The 16,490-nt window shown below is 68.7% G+C and carries 15 protein-coding genes; 5 read left to right on the top strand and 10 right to left on the bottom strand.

The genetic code is table 11. The features are described from left to right. Window positions 1-3: 3 nt before the first annotated feature. The 7 genes from gatB to R2910_07125 are packed head-to-tail and all read right to left on the bottom strand — an operon-like array spanning window position 4 to window position 8,395. Complete coding sequence (gene gatB, locus R2910_07155) at window positions 4-1,437, bottom strand: Asp-tRNA(Asn)/Glu-tRNA(Gln) amidotransferase subunit GatB (GenBank protein ID MEZ4412741.1); 1,434 nt, start codon at window positions 1,435-1,437, stop codon at window positions 4-6. Beyond that, the gene (gene gatA, locus R2910_07150; GenBank protein MEZ4412740.1) at window positions 1,437-2,840 is read right to left on the bottom strand and encodes an Asp-tRNA(Asn)/Glu-tRNA(Gln) amidotransferase subunit GatA; all 1,404 of its coding nucleotides are present in this window, start codon (window positions 2,838-2,840) and stop codon (window positions 1,437-1,439) included. The genes gatB and gatA overlap by 1 nt, the downstream gene beginning before the upstream one ends. Further along, a complete protein-coding gene (locus tag R2910_07145; protein MEZ4412739.1) occupies window positions 2,837-3,136 on the bottom strand; it encodes an Asp-tRNA(Asn)/Glu-tRNA(Gln) amidotransferase subunit GatC in 300 nt (99 codons plus the stop codon). Before R2910_07145 ends, gatA begins: the two co-directional genes overlap by 4 nt. After that, on the bottom strand, window positions 3,133-5,382 hold the full coding sequence (locus R2910_07140; protein ID MEZ4412738.1) for a UvrD-helicase domain-containing protein: 2,250 nt from the start codon (window positions 5,380-5,382) through the stop codon (window positions 3,133-3,135). Before R2910_07140 ends, R2910_07145 begins: the two co-directional genes overlap by 4 nt. Then, window positions 5,379-6,548, bottom strand: a complete 1,170-nt coding sequence (locus tag R2910_07135; protein ID MEZ4412737.1) for a HAMP domain-containing sensor histidine kinase — start codon at window positions 6,546-6,548, stop codon at window positions 5,379-5,381. The genes R2910_07140 and R2910_07135 overlap by 4 nt, the downstream gene beginning before the upstream one ends. Then, entirely contained in the window at window positions 6,541-7,824 is a 1,284-nt protein-coding gene (gene serS / locus R2910_07130) for a serine--tRNA ligase (GenBank protein ID MEZ4412736.1), read from the bottom strand. The genes R2910_07135 and serS overlap by 8 nt, the downstream gene beginning before the upstream one ends. 4 nt (window positions 7,825-7,828) lie before the next feature. After that, the gene (locus tag R2910_07125; GenBank protein MEZ4412735.1) at window positions 7,829-8,395 is read right to left on the bottom strand and encodes a hypothetical protein; all 567 of its coding nucleotides are present in this window, start codon (window positions 8,393-8,395) and stop codon (window positions 7,829-7,831) included. Between the two features lie 116 nt (window positions 8,396-8,511). On the opposite strand from R2910_07125, the gene R2910_07120 reads away from it, so the two are divergent. Genes R2910_07120 through R2910_07100 form a run of 5 tightly spaced genes read left to right on the top strand, consistent with a single transcriptional unit; the run spans window position 8,512 to window position 13,413 of the window. Continuing rightward, complete coding sequence (locus R2910_07120; GenBank protein ID MEZ4412734.1) at window positions 8,512-8,862, top strand: roadblock/LC7 domain-containing protein; 351 nt, start codon at window positions 8,512-8,514, stop codon at window positions 8,860-8,862. Further along, a complete protein-coding gene (locus tag R2910_07115) occupies window positions 8,862-9,887 on the top strand; it encodes a sugar phosphate nucleotidyltransferase (GenBank protein MEZ4412733.1) in 1,026 nt (341 codons plus the stop codon). The genes R2910_07120 and R2910_07115 overlap by 1 nt, the downstream gene beginning before the upstream one ends. Next, window positions 9,880-11,055, top strand: a complete 1,176-nt coding sequence (locus tag R2910_07110) for a putative sugar nucleotidyl transferase (protein MEZ4412732.1) — start codon at window positions 9,880-9,882, stop codon at window positions 11,053-11,055. The genes R2910_07115 and R2910_07110 overlap by 8 nt, the downstream gene beginning before the upstream one ends. Then, window positions 11,052-11,861, top strand: a complete 810-nt coding sequence (locus tag R2910_07105) for an MBL fold metallo-hydrolase (GenBank protein ID MEZ4412731.1) — start codon at window positions 11,052-11,054, stop codon at window positions 11,859-11,861. The genes R2910_07110 and R2910_07105 overlap by 4 nt, the downstream gene beginning before the upstream one ends. A 49-nt stretch (window positions 11,862-11,910) precedes the next feature. Then, the gene (locus R2910_07100) at window positions 11,911-13,413 is read left to right on the top strand and encodes a glycosyltransferase family 39 protein (protein MEZ4412730.1); all 1,503 of its coding nucleotides are present in this window, start codon (window positions 11,911-11,913) and stop codon (window positions 13,411-13,413) included. Window positions 13,414-13,471: 58 nt separating this feature from the next. On the opposite strand, the gene R2910_07095 is transcribed toward R2910_07100, so the two are convergent. The 3 genes from R2910_07095 to groL form a co-directional block, all read right to left on the bottom strand. Beyond that, on the bottom strand, window positions 13,472-14,125 hold the full coding sequence (locus R2910_07095; GenBank protein ID MEZ4412729.1) for a hypothetical protein: 654 nt from the start codon (window positions 14,123-14,125) through the stop codon (window positions 13,472-13,474). A gap of 205 nt (window positions 14,126-14,330) precedes the next feature. Beyond that, complete coding sequence (locus tag R2910_07090) at window positions 14,331-14,753, bottom strand: hypothetical protein (GenBank protein MEZ4412728.1); 423 nt, start codon at window positions 14,751-14,753, stop codon at window positions 14,331-14,333. A 73-nt stretch (window positions 14,754-14,826) separates the two neighbouring features. Further along, a complete protein-coding gene (gene groL / locus R2910_07085) occupies window positions 14,827-16,458 on the bottom strand; it encodes a chaperonin GroEL (protein ID MEZ4412727.1) in 1,632 nt (543 codons plus the stop codon). Window positions 16,459-16,490: the final 32 nt, after the last annotated feature.

The following is a 16,490-nucleotide window of genomic DNA, read 5'->3' as shown; positions in this document are numbered from 1 at the left end:
TGCTCAGCCCCCGTTGAGTTTCTTCTGCAGGATCGGGGCGACGCCCTTGGGATCGGCCTTCCCCTTGCTCTTCTTCATCACCTGCCCCACAAAGAACCCGATCAGCTTGGCCTCGCCGCCGCGGAAGCGGGTCACCTCGTCGGGGTGTGCGGCCAGCACTTCATCGACCCACCCCTCGAGCGCGCCGGTGTCCTGGACCTGAACGAGGCCAAGTTCTGCGGCAAGTCCCTTGATCGTGTAGTTCCCGGGCTCGGCCTGCAGCACATGGGCAAAGACCTGCTTTGCCCCCTGCTGGCTCAGGACACCACCACCAATCGCTCCGACGAGTTCCGCCAGCTGCGCAGGTGACACCCGGAATCGCCCGTCGGTATTGTAGGCCGCCATCGCGTCCCCCAGCACCCACCCGACCACAGCCTTGGCGTCCGCTCCCGCCTTGACCGTCTCCTCGAAATAGTCGGCCACGGCGCGCTCGCCGGTGAGCTCCTGCGCGTGATACGCCGACAGGCCGTACTCCTGCTCGAATCGTGCACGCCGGGCCTCGGGCAGTTCCGGCAGCGCCTGGCGCTGCTCCTCGATGAAGGCCTCCGTCAACACCAGCGGCGGAAGGTCGGGATCGGGGAAGTACCGGTAGTCGTGGCTGTCTTCTTTCGAGCGTGTCGGACGGACCGTGCCGTTTGCCGCGTTGAACAGCAGCGACACCTGCTCCACCCGTCCCCCCGACTCGATCAATCCCACCTGCCGCTCATACTCAGCGGTCAGCGCCCGCTCGACGTTGGCGAAGCTGTTCATGTTCTTGACCTCGGTCTTGGTGCCGAGCGCCTGCTGTCCTGCCGGACGGATGGAGAGGTTGGCGTCGACCCGTAGCGTCCCCTTCTCCATGCTGCAGTCGCTCACCCCGGCGTAGACCAGGATCTGCTTCAGCGCCACCAGGTAGGCGCGCGCCTCGGCCGGCGAGCGGAGGTCGGGACCGCTCACGATCTCGGCCAGCGGCGTACCCGCCCGGTTGAGATCCACCGCGGTGTGACCGGGATACCGGTCGTGCAGCGACTTGCCGGCGTCCTCCTCGATGTGCAACCGCGTAATCGAGCAGGCGATCCGCCCCCGCTCCGGGGACTCGAACCACACCGCGCCGCCGGTGGAAAGCGGCTTGTCGAACTGGGAGACCTGGTAACCCTTCGGCAGGTCGGGATAGAAATAGTTCTTCCGGGCAAAGACGCTCTGATGGTGAATCGTGCCGCCGAGCGCCAGCGCGCCTCGCACGGCCAGCCGGATGGCCTCGGCATTCGGCACCGGTAACGCGCCGGGAAGACCGAGGCAGGTGGGGCAGACGTTCGTGTTGGGCGGATCACCAAACGAAGCGACGCAGCCACAGAACATCTTGGTGCGGGTACTCTGCTGGACGTGAACCTCGAGGCCGATCACGGTCTCCCAGGTCATCAGCGGACCTCCCCGGCGGGGCCGAGCGCCGACTCGAGCGCGCTCGCCACCGACAACATGCGCGACTCCATGAACGCCGGGGCGATCAGCTGCGCCCCCACCGGCAGCCCCTCGGAGAGACCGACCGGGATGCTCAGGGCCGGGAGGCCCGCCAGGGAGACGGCGCTCACGAAGATGTCGGCCAGGTACATCGCGACCGGGTCGCTGGTCTTCTCCCCGGCGAGGAACGCCGGGGTGGGTGTCGTGGGAGTGAGCAGCAGGTCCACCCCGCCCGGCGTGAAGGCCCGGGTAAAATCACCGGCAATCAGGTTCCGGACCTGCTGCGCCTTGTTGTAATAGGCGTCGTGATACCCGGCGCTCAGCACGTAGGTGCCGACCAGGATGCGGCGCCGCACCTCTTGGCCGAACCCTTCGCCCCGCGTCGCGCGGTAGAGCGCGGGGAGGTCCCCGGCAGCGCCGACACGCCGCACGCCGTACCGCACCCCGTCGTACCGCGCGAGATTGGAGGCCGCCTCGGCCGGCGCCAGCACATAGTAGGTCGGCACCGCGAACCGGGTGTGTGGCAATGACACCGGTACCAGCTCCGCGCCAAGCGCGCGCAGCGCCTCCTTCGCGCGATCGACGCCGGCACGCACCCCGGCATCGAGGTCGGCGGGAAAGTATTCGGCGGGCAGACCGACCCGCAGCCCGCGCAACGACCCGGGTGTGGCATCCAGCGCCAGCGGCTCGGCGGCAACGGTGGTGGCGTCCCGCGGGTCGGGCCCGCTGATCACGGAGAGCACCCGGGCGGCGTCATCGACCGTGCGGCCAAAGACCGACACGCAATCGAGCGACGACCCAAAGGCCACCAATCCGTACCGGCTCACCCGGCCGTAGGTCGGCTTGACCCCGACAATCCCGCAGAAGCTGGCCGGTTGCCGGACCGAGCCTCCCGTTTCGGAGCCGAGCGCGGCCGGCACCACTCCGGCGGCCACGAGCGCCGCGGATCCGCCCGACGAGCCCCCGGGGACGCGATCGGGATGCGTGGGGTGTTGCACCCGCCCGAACGCCGAGTGCTCGGTGGACGAGCCCATGGCGAACTCGTCGAGGTTGGCCTTGGCGGCGATCAGCGCCCCGGCACTGCGAAGCCGGTGCACCACCGTCGCGTCATACGGAGAGCGATAGCCCTCGAGGATGCGCGACGCGCAGGTCGTCGGGGCATCGAGGGTGACGATGTTGTCCTTGATGGCGATCGGCATCCCGGCCAGCGGGAGCGCGGCGCCGGACGCCTGCATCGCCATGACACGGGCCGCTTCCGCGGCGAGGTTGTCCTCGCTCCAGTGCAAGGTCGCGTTGAGGCCGCGCGCCTCCGCCGCGCGGAGGCGCCCGGCAACCGAGGCCGCTTCCGCCTGCACGTCGCTCATTCCCCCTCCATGGAGCCGAGCCGCGGCACGAGAAAGAGTCCGTCGCGAAACGCCGGGGCAAAGGAGGCAATCTCGTGAGCGAGGGGAACGGAACCGGGGACATCCTCCCGGAGCGTGACCGACGCCGGGCCCGAGAGAAACGGCTCCGCCGACTCACCGGCGGGAACGTCGTTCAGCTGCGCCACGTAGTCGACGATGCGCCCGATCTGTGCCGCAAGCGCCTCGACGTCCTGGAGAGGGACATCGAGTTCCGCGAGTTTTGCGACATTCAGGATTTCATCCCGGCCAATGGTCATGCGCTCTCCCACTCTCGTTCGAGACCCGCGAAGGCCACGAGCAGTTGTTTCAGCCCGACTTCCTCGTCGTCAAACTGGACGGACACCTTCAGGTCGCGCCCACCCCCGGAGAGTCCCTGGATCGACCCGCTGCCGAACCGCCGGTGCGTCACGCGCTCCCCGCGCACGTAGCGTGGGGCGTCCTGCGAGATTTCTTCTGGCGCGGGCGGGGCCGCCGGGCTGCGGGTCTGCGGGGCCGACGGGCGCTGCCAACTGCCCCGCTGCCCTGCTGCCCCGCTGCCCTGCCAGCCTGCGACCGATGTTCTCCGTTCATCCAGGATTCCCGGTGGCAACGACTCCAGGAACCGGGATGGGCGTCCGTACTTGAGGTCGCCGCCGCGCCGACGGCTGCGCGCAAAGGTGAGGTACAGCTTGTCCTTGGCGCGCGTCAGGCCCACGTAGCAGAGACGCCGCTCCTCCTCCACTCCTCCCGGCTGCTCGTCAGCACGGGCCAGCGGGAAGAGCCCATCCTCGAGGCCGGCGAGCACCACCACCGGCCATTCCAGCCCCTTGGCGGTGTGGATGGTCATGAGGGTGACCCCTTCCTCCGACCCTTCGATCGAGTCGTGCGAGCTCAGGAGGGCGGCGTCGGCCAGGAATCGTTCGAGCGGCGAGCCCGGCTCTTCAGGGTCTTCCACCACCACCTCCGACCAGTTGGCGGCGCTCGCCACCAGTTCCCGGACGTTGTCCCAGCGGTCGGCGCCTTCCGGTCCCTCCTGGTGCAGGAGGTTCTCGTAATCGATGGCCTGGATCAACTCCTCCAGGACGTCGGCGGGGGGCTGATGCCCGGCCTCGCTTCGCAGCCGGTCGAGCAGCGCCGCGAATCCGGTCAGCGCCTGCCGCACGTTGGGACGCAGGTCGGCAATGCGATCGGCGATGCCGGCGGCCGCGAGGAGGGGCTTGTCCCATTGCCGCGCGGATTCGATCAGCGTCGCCAGGCTGGAGTCGCCGATGCCGCGACGGGGCACGGCCACGGCCCGGAGGAACGCCTCATCGTCCGCAGGATTCGCCACGAGCCGGAGGTAGGCGAGCAGGTCCTTGACCTCGCGGCGGTCGTAGAAGCTGATGGCCCCGACGATCCGATATGGTGTCCCGCTCCGGCGGAACGACTCTTCGAGCGCGCGGGACTGCGCATTGGTGCGGTAGAGCACGGCCATTTCACCGTAGCCCCAGTCGCCATCCGCGGCGCGGCGGCGGAGTTCGCCGGAAATCCATTCCGCCTCGTCACGCTCGTCGGCTGCCGCCACCAGGGTGACCGATTCCCCGCCCCGCCGCGCGGTTCGCAGCGTCTTGCCGATCCGCCCCGTGTTCTCGGCGATGACGGCATTCGCCGCGTCGAGCACCACCTGGGTGGACCGGTAGTTCTCCTCGAGGCGGACCAGGTGCACGCCGCCGAAGTCGGTCTGGAAATCGACCATGTTGCGCACTTCGGCGCCGCGCCAGCCGTAGATCGACTGGTCGTCGTCGCCCACGGCGCTCACGTTCCCGTGCGATCCCAGCGCGCGAATCAGTTCGTACTGCGCGCGGTTGGTGTCCTGGAACTCGTCCACGAGGACAAACTGGAACTTCCGGCGATACGCCTCCAGCCGTTCCGGGTGCTTCCGGAAGAGCGCCAGCGGATGGAGCAGCAGGTCGTCGAAATCCATGGCGTTGGCGGACTGCAGCGCGGGCCCCAGGGCGGCGTAGACCTCCGCCGCCACCTTCACCATCGGGTTGAAGGTGCTCGAGGCCAGCAGCTCGCTCGGCGGCACCATCCGGTTCTTGGCACCGGAGATGATCGATTGCACCGCCTTGGGCGAAAAGGCCTTCGGCGGGTGCCCCAGCTGTTCCAGCAATCGCCGGATCAGGCGCAGCCGATCGTCCTCGTCGTAGATGGTGTACTGGCGCGTGAAGCCCAGCAGTTCGGCTTCCCGCCGCAGCAGGCGCGCCGAGAGCGAGTGGAAGGTGCCGATCCAGAGCCCGCCCGGGTCGCGTCCCAGCAGCCGGCCGATCCGCTCCTTCATTTCGGAGGCGGCCTTGTTGGTGAAGGTGACCGCGAAGATCCGGTCGGGCGCCACTCCGTGCGTCTCGATCAGGTTCGCGACGCGCGCGGTGAGCACGCGCGTCTTGCCCGAGCCGGCGCCCGCCAGCACGAGCAGCGGTCCCTCGACGTGCTCGACCGCCTCGCGCTGGGCGGGATTCAGGGAACCGAGGAGCGGTGTGGTCATGTGGCGGCTGCCTCGTCCTGGAGCGGGAGTGCAAGTCGGAAACAGGCGCCGGTTGGCGAGGGCTCCAGCGAGAGACTCCCCTCGTGCGCTTCCTGCGCGACCCGCGTGGCGAGGGCGAGCCCGATTCCCCACCCGCCAGTCTTGGTGCTGATGCCCGGCTGGAAGAGCGTACGCCGGATGCTGCCTTCGATGCCCGGTCCGTCGTCGATGATGCGGAGCACCCCCTGCCGCCCCTCGGACTCGACCCGGAGGATGATGGTGCCGGAGCGGCCACGCAGGGCGTCGATCGCGTTCTTGACCAGAGACTCCAGCGCCCACTCGAGGAGGATCGTGTCGCCGAGGACATTGGGCCCCGCCCCTGCCGCCTCCACCCGCAGTTCGATGGGGTTGGCATGGCGCGGGAGCCGTGGCCGGAAATACCCGGCCACCCGATCGGCGAGCGCGCCGAGGCCAATCGGTTCGCGTCGGGCGGGGTTGCCGATGCGCTCGAAGCGCTGCGCCACGCGCTCCAGCCGCTCGGCATCCGCCGCCAGGTGCTCGGCCAGATCCGCCGGGGGGGTCGGCCGGGACCGCACCACCTCGATCCACCCCTGCAGGCTCGTCAGCGGCGTGCCCATCTGGTGCGCCGCCTCGCGGGCCATGGCCACCCAGAGGCGGTCGCGCTGCGAGGACATCGCATGCCGGTAGGCGAAGTAGGCCACACCGATCATCACCGCCACCGTCAGCGCCTGCAGGAGGGCCAGGAGGCCAAGCTGCCGGCGGGCCGGCAACGGGCCGAAGTGCACCGTGCCGAGGCCCGGCTCCACGAGCGGGGGGTTCACCCTGTCCAGCTTCTTCGCGTAGTCCTTGACGCGGGGGTCATCCAGTTCGGCCTGGAAGGGAAGGTTCGCGTAGGCGGTGACCTGTCCCATCCCGTCGGTCACGACGAGCGGAAGCCCCTGCTGCCGCACCCGCTCACCGAGCTGGAGGAGCGCGCCCGCCTCAGCACCAGGGCTGGGGTCGTTCAGGCCGGCAAACACACCGGAATAGAGCCGACTGATGTTGAGGGCGTCCTGCTGGAGGTGCCGCGTGACCATCAACCCCGTGCCGGCCGTCAGGGCAATGAGCCCGACGGCCAGGGCGACGATCACGCCCGGCGCGAAGCGGCGGACCGAGTCCCTACGCACGAGGGACCAGGCGATCGGTCCCCAGATAGGGCGCAAGCGCCTCGGGAATCTGGACGGAACCATCCGCCTGCTGGCCGTGCTCAAGCAGCGCGATGATGGTGCGCGGGAAGGCGAGTCCGCTGGCGTTCAGGGTGTGCACGAATTCCGGCTTGGCGCCCGGCTCCGGCCGGAACCGGATGTTGGCCCGCCGGGCCTGGAAGTCGGTGAAGGTCGAGGCGCTCGACACCTCGAGCCAGCCGTTGACGCCGGCGGCCCAGACCTCCAGATCGAGCGTGCGGGCGCTGGCAAATCCGATGTCCCCCGCCGCGAGGGAAAGCACCCGGTACGGCAACCCGAGCCGCTGCAGCACCGCTTCGGCATGCCCGGTGATGCGCTCGTGTTCCGCGGCACCGTGCTCCGGCCGCACAAACCGGACGATTTCCACCTTGTCGAACTGGTGGAGGCGGATCAGGCCGCGCGTGTCCTTGCCGTGCGCGCCGGCTTCCCGCCGGAAACAGGGGGTGCTGGCCACATAGCCGATCGGCAGCGAGGCGCCGTCGAGAATCTCGTCGCGATGCAGGTTCGTGACGGGCACCTCCGCGGTCGGCAGGAGGTAGAGCCCGTCGCGCTCGACACGGTAGAGATCCTCCTCGAACTTGGGCAGCTGGCCCGTTCCGAGCAGGCTGGCCTCGTTGAGCAGCAGCGGCGGAGCGACCTCGACGTATCCATGCTCCCGCGTGTGGAGGTCGAGCATGAAGTTTTCGAGGGCGCGCACCAGGCGCGCGCCAAGCCCGACGAAGACCGGGAACCCGCTCCCCGACAGCTTGGCCCCGCGCGGCAGGTCGAGAATCCCGAGTCGTTCGCCGAGTTCCCAGTGCGGACGCGGCTCAAAGTCGAACGTCGGTGGGCTGCCCCAGCTGCGCAGGACGGTGTTGGCCGTCGCATCGCCGTCGGGACACTCGGGCGACGGGAGGTTGGGGACGTCCAGCGCCCGGGCTTCCAGCGCCGCCTCGACCTCCCGCAACTCGGCGTCGAGCACCCGCACCTCCTCGCCGGATGCGCGCAGGTCCGCCATGAGATCTTCGGCCGGCTGCTTGGCCCGCTTGCGTCGCGCCACCTCCTCGGTGGCCTTGTTCCGTTCCGACTTCAGGGATTCAACGCGGGAGAGAATGGCACGGCGCTGGACGTCGAGGGCGAGAATCTCCTCGAGCCTGGCGTCGACGCCCGGATCGAGGCGCCGGGCCAACCGGCTCCGGACGCCGTCGGGATCCTGGCGCAGCTGGCGAAGGTCGATCACAGCCTCAGTCCCTCGGGAGGCCGGGGACCAGACTCTTGTAGCCGCAGTTTTCGTTGGAGAGCGCCGCGAAGGTCATGGTCTGGTTCCCTGGCGTGTCGTCGATGGAGAGCACTTCCATCTTCCCATAGAGCGGGACACCGAGCCCGCCGCAAATGATCCGCGAGCGGAGCAGCAGCACGGTACCGGAATCGACCTTGATCGTGTCCCCGGTGATCCACCCGTTCGACGGCGCCTGGCTCAATTGGTCGAACGGCTTCGAGGTAAACTGCATGCCCGGCCCCGACCCGTTGGTGGTGACCAACCGCATCACTTCGAGCGTGAGGAGGACGTGCTGCCCCGTGGCGTCCACGTTGTACGCGAAGTCGAAAGCGGAGGTCAGGTCGGTACGGACCACGTTGCCGTCGGCGACGGAATAGGCGCTGGGGATCGACACCGGCGAGCTGGTGAGCGAGCCGATCGTGAAGGTGTCGACCACGTTCGGGATCGACGCCGGCGCGAGGTTGACGTTGTCGCTGCAGGCCGAAGCGGTCGCGACGGCGGCGAGCATGGAAAGCAGGTGTGGAAGGCGCATAAGAACGGAAGGTTACCAACGGGGATGAAGTGGGTCAACCCACCGTGGTTTCTTGACTTCGCCCCGGTCGCCATCTACGTTCCGCGGGCCTCGACCCCCGCCGCGGAGCACGCTGAATGCCCACAATTTCAGGCCTCTTGGATGACCTGGCCGCGCGCCCCGGTGTGCTCGGCGTGCTGGTCTTGAGCGACGACGGTCTCTCGGTCGCCCAGGCCGGCAACGATCCCGCCGCCGATGAGCTGGCGGCGGTCGGTTCCGCCGCCCTGCGACAGCTCGCCCAGCTGGGTCAGAGCACCAGGCAGGGCAAGCTCCAGATCGGCGTCGTCGAGTACGAATCCGGCCGCGTGGTCATCCACCCCGTGCGGGATGACGCCTCGCTGCTCCTCCTCGTGCGCCGGGACGTGAACGTGGGCACCCTCCTCTTCGAACTCTCCGCGGAAGCCGAAGCGCTCTCCGCACTGCTCTGATGCGCTGGGCCGTCCTCCTCGCCGGTGGCTCCGGCACGCGATTCTGGCCGCTCAGCACCCCGGCGCACCCGAAACAACTGCTCCCCCTGGCCGGCCCGCGCTCCACGGCGGAAGAGGCGGTCGAGCGACTGGCCGGACTGGTGGACCCCGCCCATGTGCTGGTGGTGACCGGTGAAGCGCTCGCCGGTCCGCTGCGGAAGGCGCTTCCCCTCCCTCCCGAAAACATTTTGGTCGAGCCGCGCGCGGCCTCCACCGGTCCGGCGCTGCTCTGGGCCACGCTCGAGGCGCAGCGCCGCGATCCCGACGCCGAAGTCCTCTCGCTGCACGCCGACTGGGTCATCAGGGATCCGGAGGCATTCCGCCATACCGCCGTCGCCGCACTCGAGAGCGCCCGCAAGCACGACCGGCTGGTGACCGTCGGCATGGTACCGTCGCGGCCGGAGACGGGCTACGGCTACATCGTGCCGGGCCCCGAGCTCGACGCCACGGCACGCCGGGTGGCGCGCTTCGTCGAAAAGCCGGAGGCGGCCCGCGCCCTCGACCTCATCGCGGCCGGTGCCCTCTGGAACAGCGGTCTCTTCGCGTGGACGGCGGCCCGGCTCCGCGCCGAGGTCGAACGGCACACCCCGGAGCTGTCGGTGGCGCTCGCCGCGCTGCGCGCCGGTGACGTATCGCGCTTCTTCTCGATGGTCACGCCGGTCTCGATCGACGTCGGCGTGCTCGAACGGAGCAACGCCGTGGCGGTGGTGGCCGGCGCTTTTCACTGGGACGACGTGGGCACGTGGGAAGCACTCGCAAGGGTCCGCGAGCACGACGCCGGCGGGAACGTGCTTGTCGGGCCTGTCCATGCCCACGGCGCCGAGGACTGCATCGCCTGGACCGACGGCGATCCGATCGTGCTCTTCGGCGTCCGGGACATCGTGGTGGTGCGCGCCAACGGCCGGATCCTCGTCATGAATCGCGCCGACGCCGCGCGGCTCAAGGAAGCCCTCGACACCCTCCCCCCCGAGGTCCGTGATGTCTGACCGGCCACTCTACCTGCTTGAGCCGATCGCTCCCGGGGCCGCCTGGGCTCCCTTCGCCGGCGTGCGGCCGGTGGCGGAACTCCGCGCCGGTATCTGGCGCATCCGCGACCGGTGGGAGGGGTTCTTCGACGCGGAAACCGCCCTCATTCTCGGGGACCACTGCGCCGGCTTCTTCGAGGGCGCGGAACCGCCGGTGCAGCCGATGGCCCCCGTGCAGGGGCCGTGCATCGTGGCGGCCAGCTGGTTTGCCCCCACTGGGGAGCCGCTCGAGCTCGACCCGGCGGCACGGCGCCTGACGCACGAGGGTGAGACGGTGGCCTGGCTGGTGGCCGACGGCGAAGAGTGGACCGCCCCCCACGACGAGGGCGACGCCCAGGAAATCGACGGGATCCTGCTCCACGGTGCCTACGACATCCTGACCGCGCTCGAGCACCTGCTCCCCGCCGACTGCGCCGATCTCCTGGCCAATCGCGGCGACGACCTGCCGGGCGGCTCCATCGTCATTGGCGAGCCGACGGAAGTCGTCATCCTGGGCGGATTCGTGGAGCCGGGCGTCGTCTTCGATACCCGCGGCGGCGGGATCATCATCGATGAGGGCGCGCAGGTACGCAGCGGCGCACGGCTCGAAGGTCCGCTCTATGTCGGCCCCCAGACCGTCATCCTCGGCGGCGATGTGCGCGGGTCGGTCTTCGGCCCGCAGTGCCGGGTCCGGGGCGAAGTCAGCGCATCGGTCTTCCACGGCTATGTCAACAAGGCCCACGACGGATTCGTTGGACACAGCGTCCTCGGCGCCTGGGTCAATCTTGGTGCCGGCACCACGACATCCAACCTGAAGAACACCTACGGTGAAATCCGTTTGGAACCATCCGGCGAGCGGATCGAGACCGGTCGCATGTTTCTCGGGAGCCTGATCGCCGATCACGCCAAGACGGCCATCGGCACGATGCTGAGCACCGGCACCATTGTGGGCGCCGGGGCCAACGTCTTCGGCGGCCCGGTCCCCAAGTCAGTGCCACCCTTCGCCTGGGGCATGGTCGGGGAGGAACGGGTGACCGAGACGGGCTTCCTCGAAATCGCCGGCCGGGTGTTCCCCCGTCGCCAGGTGGAGCTCACCCCCGAACGGTCGGCGGCGCTCTCCGCGACCTACCGGCGGCTGACGGGGTCGTGACCCGACTCGTTGTCCTCGGCTCCGGCTCCAAGGGAAACGCCCTCGCCATCGAGCACAACGGTGACACGCTCCTGGTGGACGTGGGATTCAGCGCCAGGGAAATCCGCCGCCGCGCCGCCGCGGCGGGCGTCTCGCTCGATCGGGTCGTCGGCATCGCGCTGACCCACGAGCACGGCGATCACACCTCCGGCGCCCCCCTCCTCGCCCGCGACCTCGACGCGCCCATCGTCTGCAGCGGTGGCACCTGGGCCCGCCTGCGCGACAAACTGGGCAAGGCACGGCACGCCCCGCTCTCGATGACCACCACCGTCGAGCTCGGGCCCTTCCGGATCGATTCAGCCGAAACGAGCCACGACGCGATGGAGCCGGTGGCGCTCGCCATCTCCACCTCGACCGCAAGCATCGGCGTCGCCTACGACCTCGGCCGGCCGACCGCGGCCGTGCGGTACCTCCTGCGGGCGCGCACGGCGCTGGTCCTCGAGGCCAACCATGACGACGTGCTGCTGCGTACCAGCGGATATCCGCCCGTGGTCCAGCAGCGCATCGCGGGGGCCGGCGGGCACCTCTCCAACCGGGTGGCAGCCGAACTTCTTGCCGACCTCGTCCACCCCGACCTCGCCGTCGTCGTGCTGGCGCACCTGAGCGCCCGGTGCAACACGCGCGACCACGCGCACGGGGCCGTCGCGCCCGCGCTCGAAGCGGCCGGATTCACCGGCGAGCTGCACGTCGCGGGGCAGGACGACGCGACAGGACCATTCGAATTCGCCGGCCGGACGCCGCCGATCACCTCACCGACCATTGCCTGAGCAGGCGGCGAGGTCCCGCCCGGGCACAGTGCGCCCCCTTGTGTGGGTCGTGTGGGCAACTGCAATTGCCGTCCTGGTCGCCCACGTCGCTGCCAGCGGCTTCGGGCCATACGAGTTTCACCGGGACGAATTTCTTTACCTCGCCATGGGGCGCCACCTGCAGTGGTGGCGGATGGACTTCCCCCCCTTCATCGCCGCGGTGGCCCGCCTGACTCAATGGTTGGGTGGCGGACTGGCGCCGTGGAGCGTGCGCCTCTCTTCGGCACTGGCCTGTTCGGCGCTCATCGTCCTGGCGGGATGGACGGCACGGCGCCTCGGTGGCGGGGCTTGGGCACAGGGGGTGGCGGCACTCGCCGTCGCCACCAGCCCCCTCTTCCTCCGCGCCGGCACCCTCTTCCAGCCTGTGGTGTTCGACCAGCTCTGGTGGACCCTGGGGTATATCGCGCTCCTCCGGCTGAGCACGGACAACCGAGACCGGTCCTGGGCCTTCGCCGCCGTCGTCGTCGGGCTCGGCCTGCTGACGAAGTTCAGCATCGGGTTCTTTGCCGTTGGCGTCGTCGTTGGGGTGCTGGCACTCCCGGCGTGGCGGCGGCGACTCGCCTCACCCCGCCCCTGGCTGGCGGTGGCCGCCGCGCTGCTGATCGGTTCCGCGAGCCTTGTCGGTCAGATTCGGCTCGGATGGCCGCTGCGGCAGCAGATGGCGCAGCTGCAGGCGGTCCAGCTGGACCGCGTCGGTGTCGCCGACTTTCTCACCGGGCAAGTCCTCCTCGGCCCGGCGTTTCTCCTTGCCATCGTCGGCATGATTGCCCTCCTCACGACGACACGCCTTCGGGACGCCCGGATCGTCGGCATCGCCACCCTGGCAAGTTTTCTCCTGCTGCTGGCCCTCCACGGGAAGTCGTACTACATCGGGCCGATCTACCCGGTCCTGTGGGCGGCCGGGGCGGTGCTGGTTGAAGGCGTCGGGAACGGCAGGTGGACGCGCCCGCTGCGTTGGGGGACCGTCGCCGCGCTGCTTGCCTACGGCCTGGTGGCCCTTCCGTTCGGGCTTCCCATCCTCCCGCCGGCACGAATGGCGCACTATGCGGCGGGCTCGGGGGTGAGTGCGACGGTCACCACCAACGTCGGTGAAATGCTCCCCCTCCCTCAGGACTACGCCGACATGCTCGGCTGGAAGGCCATCGTCGATACCGTGGCGTCGGTGTACCACGCGCTGCCGGCCGAGGAGCGGGCCCAGGCGGTCATCGTCGCCGACAACTACGGCGAGGCCGGGGCGCTGGACCTGTATGGCCCTGCGCTTGGGCTGCCCCCCGCGATTTCCGCCGCCGGGACCTACTGGCATTTTGGTCCGGGGACGCTGCCGGGTGAGGTGGTGATCGTGATTGGGGACAAGCCGGAGGGACTCCGCAAGTTCGCGGACTCGGTGGAAATCGCCGCGCAGATCAGCAATCCATGGGGCGTGCCGGAAGAGCAATCTCTCCAGGTGCTGGTAGGCCGACAACCGAAGACCACGATCCAGGCGCTGTGGCCCAAATTCGCCGGGCGCTACTGAACGCACACGGGGGCGACCGGATGGTCGCCCCCGTTCGCATGTCGGCGGTGGAGCCAGCCTACTGCTGGAACGCCTGGCTGCTGGCCTGCGGCTTCTTCCCGCCGAGCGGGATGCCGAGACCGAGGCCGAGGAGAATGTCGTTCTGCATCGCCTCGCTCGTCTCGACGAGCCCGTTGCTGAACTGCGCACCGTAGATGTAGTCGGTGGCCGACACGTTGAGATTCACGATACCGAGATTGAAACCGATCGTGGCGCCGGCCAGTCCACCGAAGTCGGTGGTGCCGGTCCAGCCGTCGTAGGCCTGCCCGCTCCGGCTCACCATGCTGCCGCCCCCACTCAACGAAATCCAGACGGGGCTCGTCGGCTTGATGAGGTAGACGGTCACGTTGGCGTTGCCGAAGAAGAGGTTGGCGTCGGACTGGGACCAGGTCCCGTCGCCGCCGATGGTGCCGCTCAACTGGCTCGGAACATACGACCCGGCAAACATGAGCCCGACGCGGGAACTGAGGCCCACGCCGAGGTTGGCGCCGAGGGCCAGGCCGACATCCTGCTTGAAATTCGCGATGCTGTCGGTGCCGACGACGATATCGGCGATGTTCGACGTCGGCAGGTACGCGCCGATGGTCGGACTGAACGAGACCTGGGCACTCACGGGTGCGGCGGCGCCAAGCACCAGGCCCGCGGCCACTGTCAACTGACGAAGGCGAAGCATGCAATCCTCCAGCGTGAGTCGCGGTCGGGTGAGGGCCCCGAGCGCGAGGGACATGCTTCGGCTGTGCAAGACTCAGTCCGGCCAGGCCAGGTTCCGGCAACCCCTCCTAAGTCATTTTTGGACAGTCTGTTAGGGCACCACGAAAAAGGGGGCGACCGCCTGGTCGCCCCCATGCTTCCCTGCTCATTCCGGCGATCTGCGAGCCCTATTCCGTGTCGGGATCGGGTGGCACCGGAATGCTGTCCGGCCGGGGGGTCGGCGGACCGGTCCGCTTGAGGGTGATCGGCTCACTGAGATCGCCACCGGAGAGCGTGAGCTTGTCGCCCTTGAGCTTCATCCGGTAGGTCTCCCACTCGCCGCCGAGGGCGATCATGATCCGGTTCTCCTCGGGGAGGCGCCAGCGCACCGTTTCCTTCCCCCAGGACGCGCTGCTGTCGGCGCGGATGATCACTTCGCGAGGTCCCTTGCCGGCCACGGAGGAGGCGTCGACCTGCCACGTCCCCTCCACGGCGGGGCCGGTGGCAGACTTCGTCTGGGCGGTGGCGCCGGCGGGCACGAGGGCGACGGCGGCGAGCACTGCTATTCCAAAGCGCATGGCGCGATTCACCTTGTTGGGGTCAAGAGTCATGCATCAACAATAACCAGAAAACAAAGCGGGCGCACCGGAGTGCGCCCGCCTCGTCCGCTGATGCTGGTCGGGACTAGTACATCCCGCCCATGCCGCCGCCCGGCGCTGCCGGGGCCGGCTTGTCTTCCTTCCGCTCGACGATCACACACTCCGTCGTGAGCAGCAGGGCCGCGATCGACGCCGCATTCTGGAGCGCCGTGCGAGTGACCTTGGTCGGGTCGATGACGCCGGACTTGACCAGGTCCTCGTAGGTGTCCGAGGCGGCGTTGTAGCCGAAGTTCTTGTCCTTCGACTCCTTCACCTTGGCCAGGACGATCGAGCCTTCGACGCCGGCGTTGATCGAGATGGCGCGGATCGGCTCCTCGATGGCACGGCGCACGATGTCGACGCCGATCTTCTCGTCCTCGGTCAGCCCCTTGATCTTCTCGAGCACGGACTGCGCGCGGATGAGCGCGACGCCGCCGCCGGGGACGATGCCTTCCTCGACCGCGGCACGGGTGGCGTGGAGCGCGTCCTCGACCCGGGCCTTCTTCTCCTTCATTTCGGTCTCGGTCGCGGCGCCGACGTTGATGACGGCCACACCGCCCGCGAGCTTGGCCAGACGCTCCTGGAGCTTCTCACGGTCGTAGTCGCTGGTGCTCTTCTCGATGGCGGCGCGGATCTCCTTGATCCGTCCCTGCACGTCGCCTTCCTTGCCCTTGCCGTCGACCAGCGTGGTGTTGTCCTTGTCGACGGTGACGCGCTTGGCGGAACCGAGGTCGGCCAGCACCGCGTTCTCGAGCTTGAAGCCGAGTTCTTCGGAGATGACCTTGCCGCCGGTCAGCTTGGCGATGTCGAGCAGCATTTCCTTGCGGCGATCGCCGAAGCCCGGCGCCTTGACGGCGGCGACCTTCAGGGTACCGCGGAGCTTGTTGACGACGAGGGTGGCCAGCGCCTCCCCTTCGATGTCCTCGGCGATGATCAGCAACGGCTTGCCGGTCTGGGCCACCTTCTCGAGGACCGGGAGCAGGTCCTTCATGGCCGAGATCTTCTTGTCGTGGATCAGGATGTAGGGGGCGTCGAGCGAGGCCTCCATCTTCTCCGGGTCCGTGACGAAGTACGGCGAGAGGTAGCCGCGGTCGAACTGCATGCCGTCGACCGTCTCGAGGGTGGTCTCAAGGCCCTTGGCCTCTTCAACGGTGATGACCCCGTCCTTGCCGACCTTCTCCATCGCCTCGGCGATCAGATCGCCGATTTCCTTGTCGTTGTTGGCGGAAATGGCGCCGACCTGGGCGATTTCCTTGCGGCCGGTCGTGGTGACCGAAAGCCGGGCGAGTTCGGCGACGATCAGCTCGACGGCCTTGTCGATGCCCCGCTTCAGTTCCATCGGGTTGGCACCGGCGGTCACGTTCTTCAGGCCTTCACGGTAGATGGCCTGGGCAAGCACGGTGGCGGTGGTGGTGCCGTCGCCGGCGAGGTCGGAGGTCTTGGTGGCGACTTCCTTGACCATCTGCGCGCCCATGTTCTCGATCGGATCGAGCAACTCGATCTCCTTGGCGACGGTGACGCCGTCCTTGGTGATCGTGGGCGAGCCGAACTTCTTGTCGATGACGACGTTCCGGCCCTTGGGGCCGAGGGTCACCTTGACCGCCTCGGCGAGCTGGTCAACGCCCTTCTTGAGCTTGGCGCGGGCGTCCACGCTGAACATCAGTTCCTTCGATGACATGTCGTGACTCTCCTGGAATGTGTTACGGACGC

This window comes from Gemmatimonadales bacterium (assembly GCA_041390145.1).
Classification (GTDB): Bacteria; Gemmatimonadota; Gemmatimonadetes; order Gemmatimonadales; family GWC2-71-9; genus SPDF01.
This window is presented reverse-complemented; position numbering and strand designations above follow the sequence as displayed.

What these genes read in the sequence shown, in the direction of transcription:
- R2910_07140 (MEZ4412738.1), bottom strand. Translation starts at nt 5,382, where the DNA reads ATGACCACACCGCTCCTCGGTTCCCTGAATCCCGCCCAGCGCGAGGCG.
- R2910_07095 (MEZ4412729.1), bottom strand. Translation starts at nt 14,125, where the DNA reads ATGCTTCGCCTTCGTCAGTTGACAGTGGCCGCGGGCCTGGTGCTTGGC.
- R2910_07115 (MEZ4412733.1), top strand. Translation starts at nt 8,862, where the DNA reads ATGCGCTGGGCCGTCCTCCTCGCCGGTGGCTCCGGCACGCGATTCTGG.
- gatB (MEZ4412741.1), bottom strand. Translation starts at nt 1,437, where the DNA reads ATGACCTGGGAGACCGTGATCGGCCTCGAGGTTCACGTCCAGCAGAGT.
- gatA (MEZ4412740.1), bottom strand. Translation starts at nt 2,840, where the DNA reads ATGAGCGACGTGCAGGCGGAAGCGGCCTCGGTTGCCGGGCGCCTCCGC.
- R2910_07125 (MEZ4412735.1), bottom strand. Translation starts at nt 8,395, where the DNA reads ATGCGCCTTCCACACCTGCTTTCCATGCTCGCCGCCGTCGCGACCGCT.
- R2910_07145 (MEZ4412739.1), bottom strand. Translation starts at nt 3,136, where the DNA reads ATGACCATTGGCCGGGATGAAATCCTGAATGTCGCAAAACTCGCGGAA.
- R2910_07120 (MEZ4412734.1), top strand. Translation starts at nt 8,512, where the DNA reads ATGCCCACAATTTCAGGCCTCTTGGATGACCTGGCCGCGCGCCCCGGT.
- R2910_07090 (MEZ4412728.1), bottom strand. Translation starts at nt 14,753, where the DNA reads ATGACTCTTGACCCCAACAAGGTGAATCGCGCCATGCGCTTTGGAATA.
- groL (MEZ4412727.1), bottom strand. Translation starts at nt 16,458, where the DNA reads ATGTCATCGAAGGAACTGATGTTCAGCGTGGACGCCCGCGCCAAGCTC.
- R2910_07110 (MEZ4412732.1), top strand. Translation starts at nt 9,880, where the DNA reads ATGTCTGACCGGCCACTCTACCTGCTTGAGCCGATCGCTCCCGGGGCC.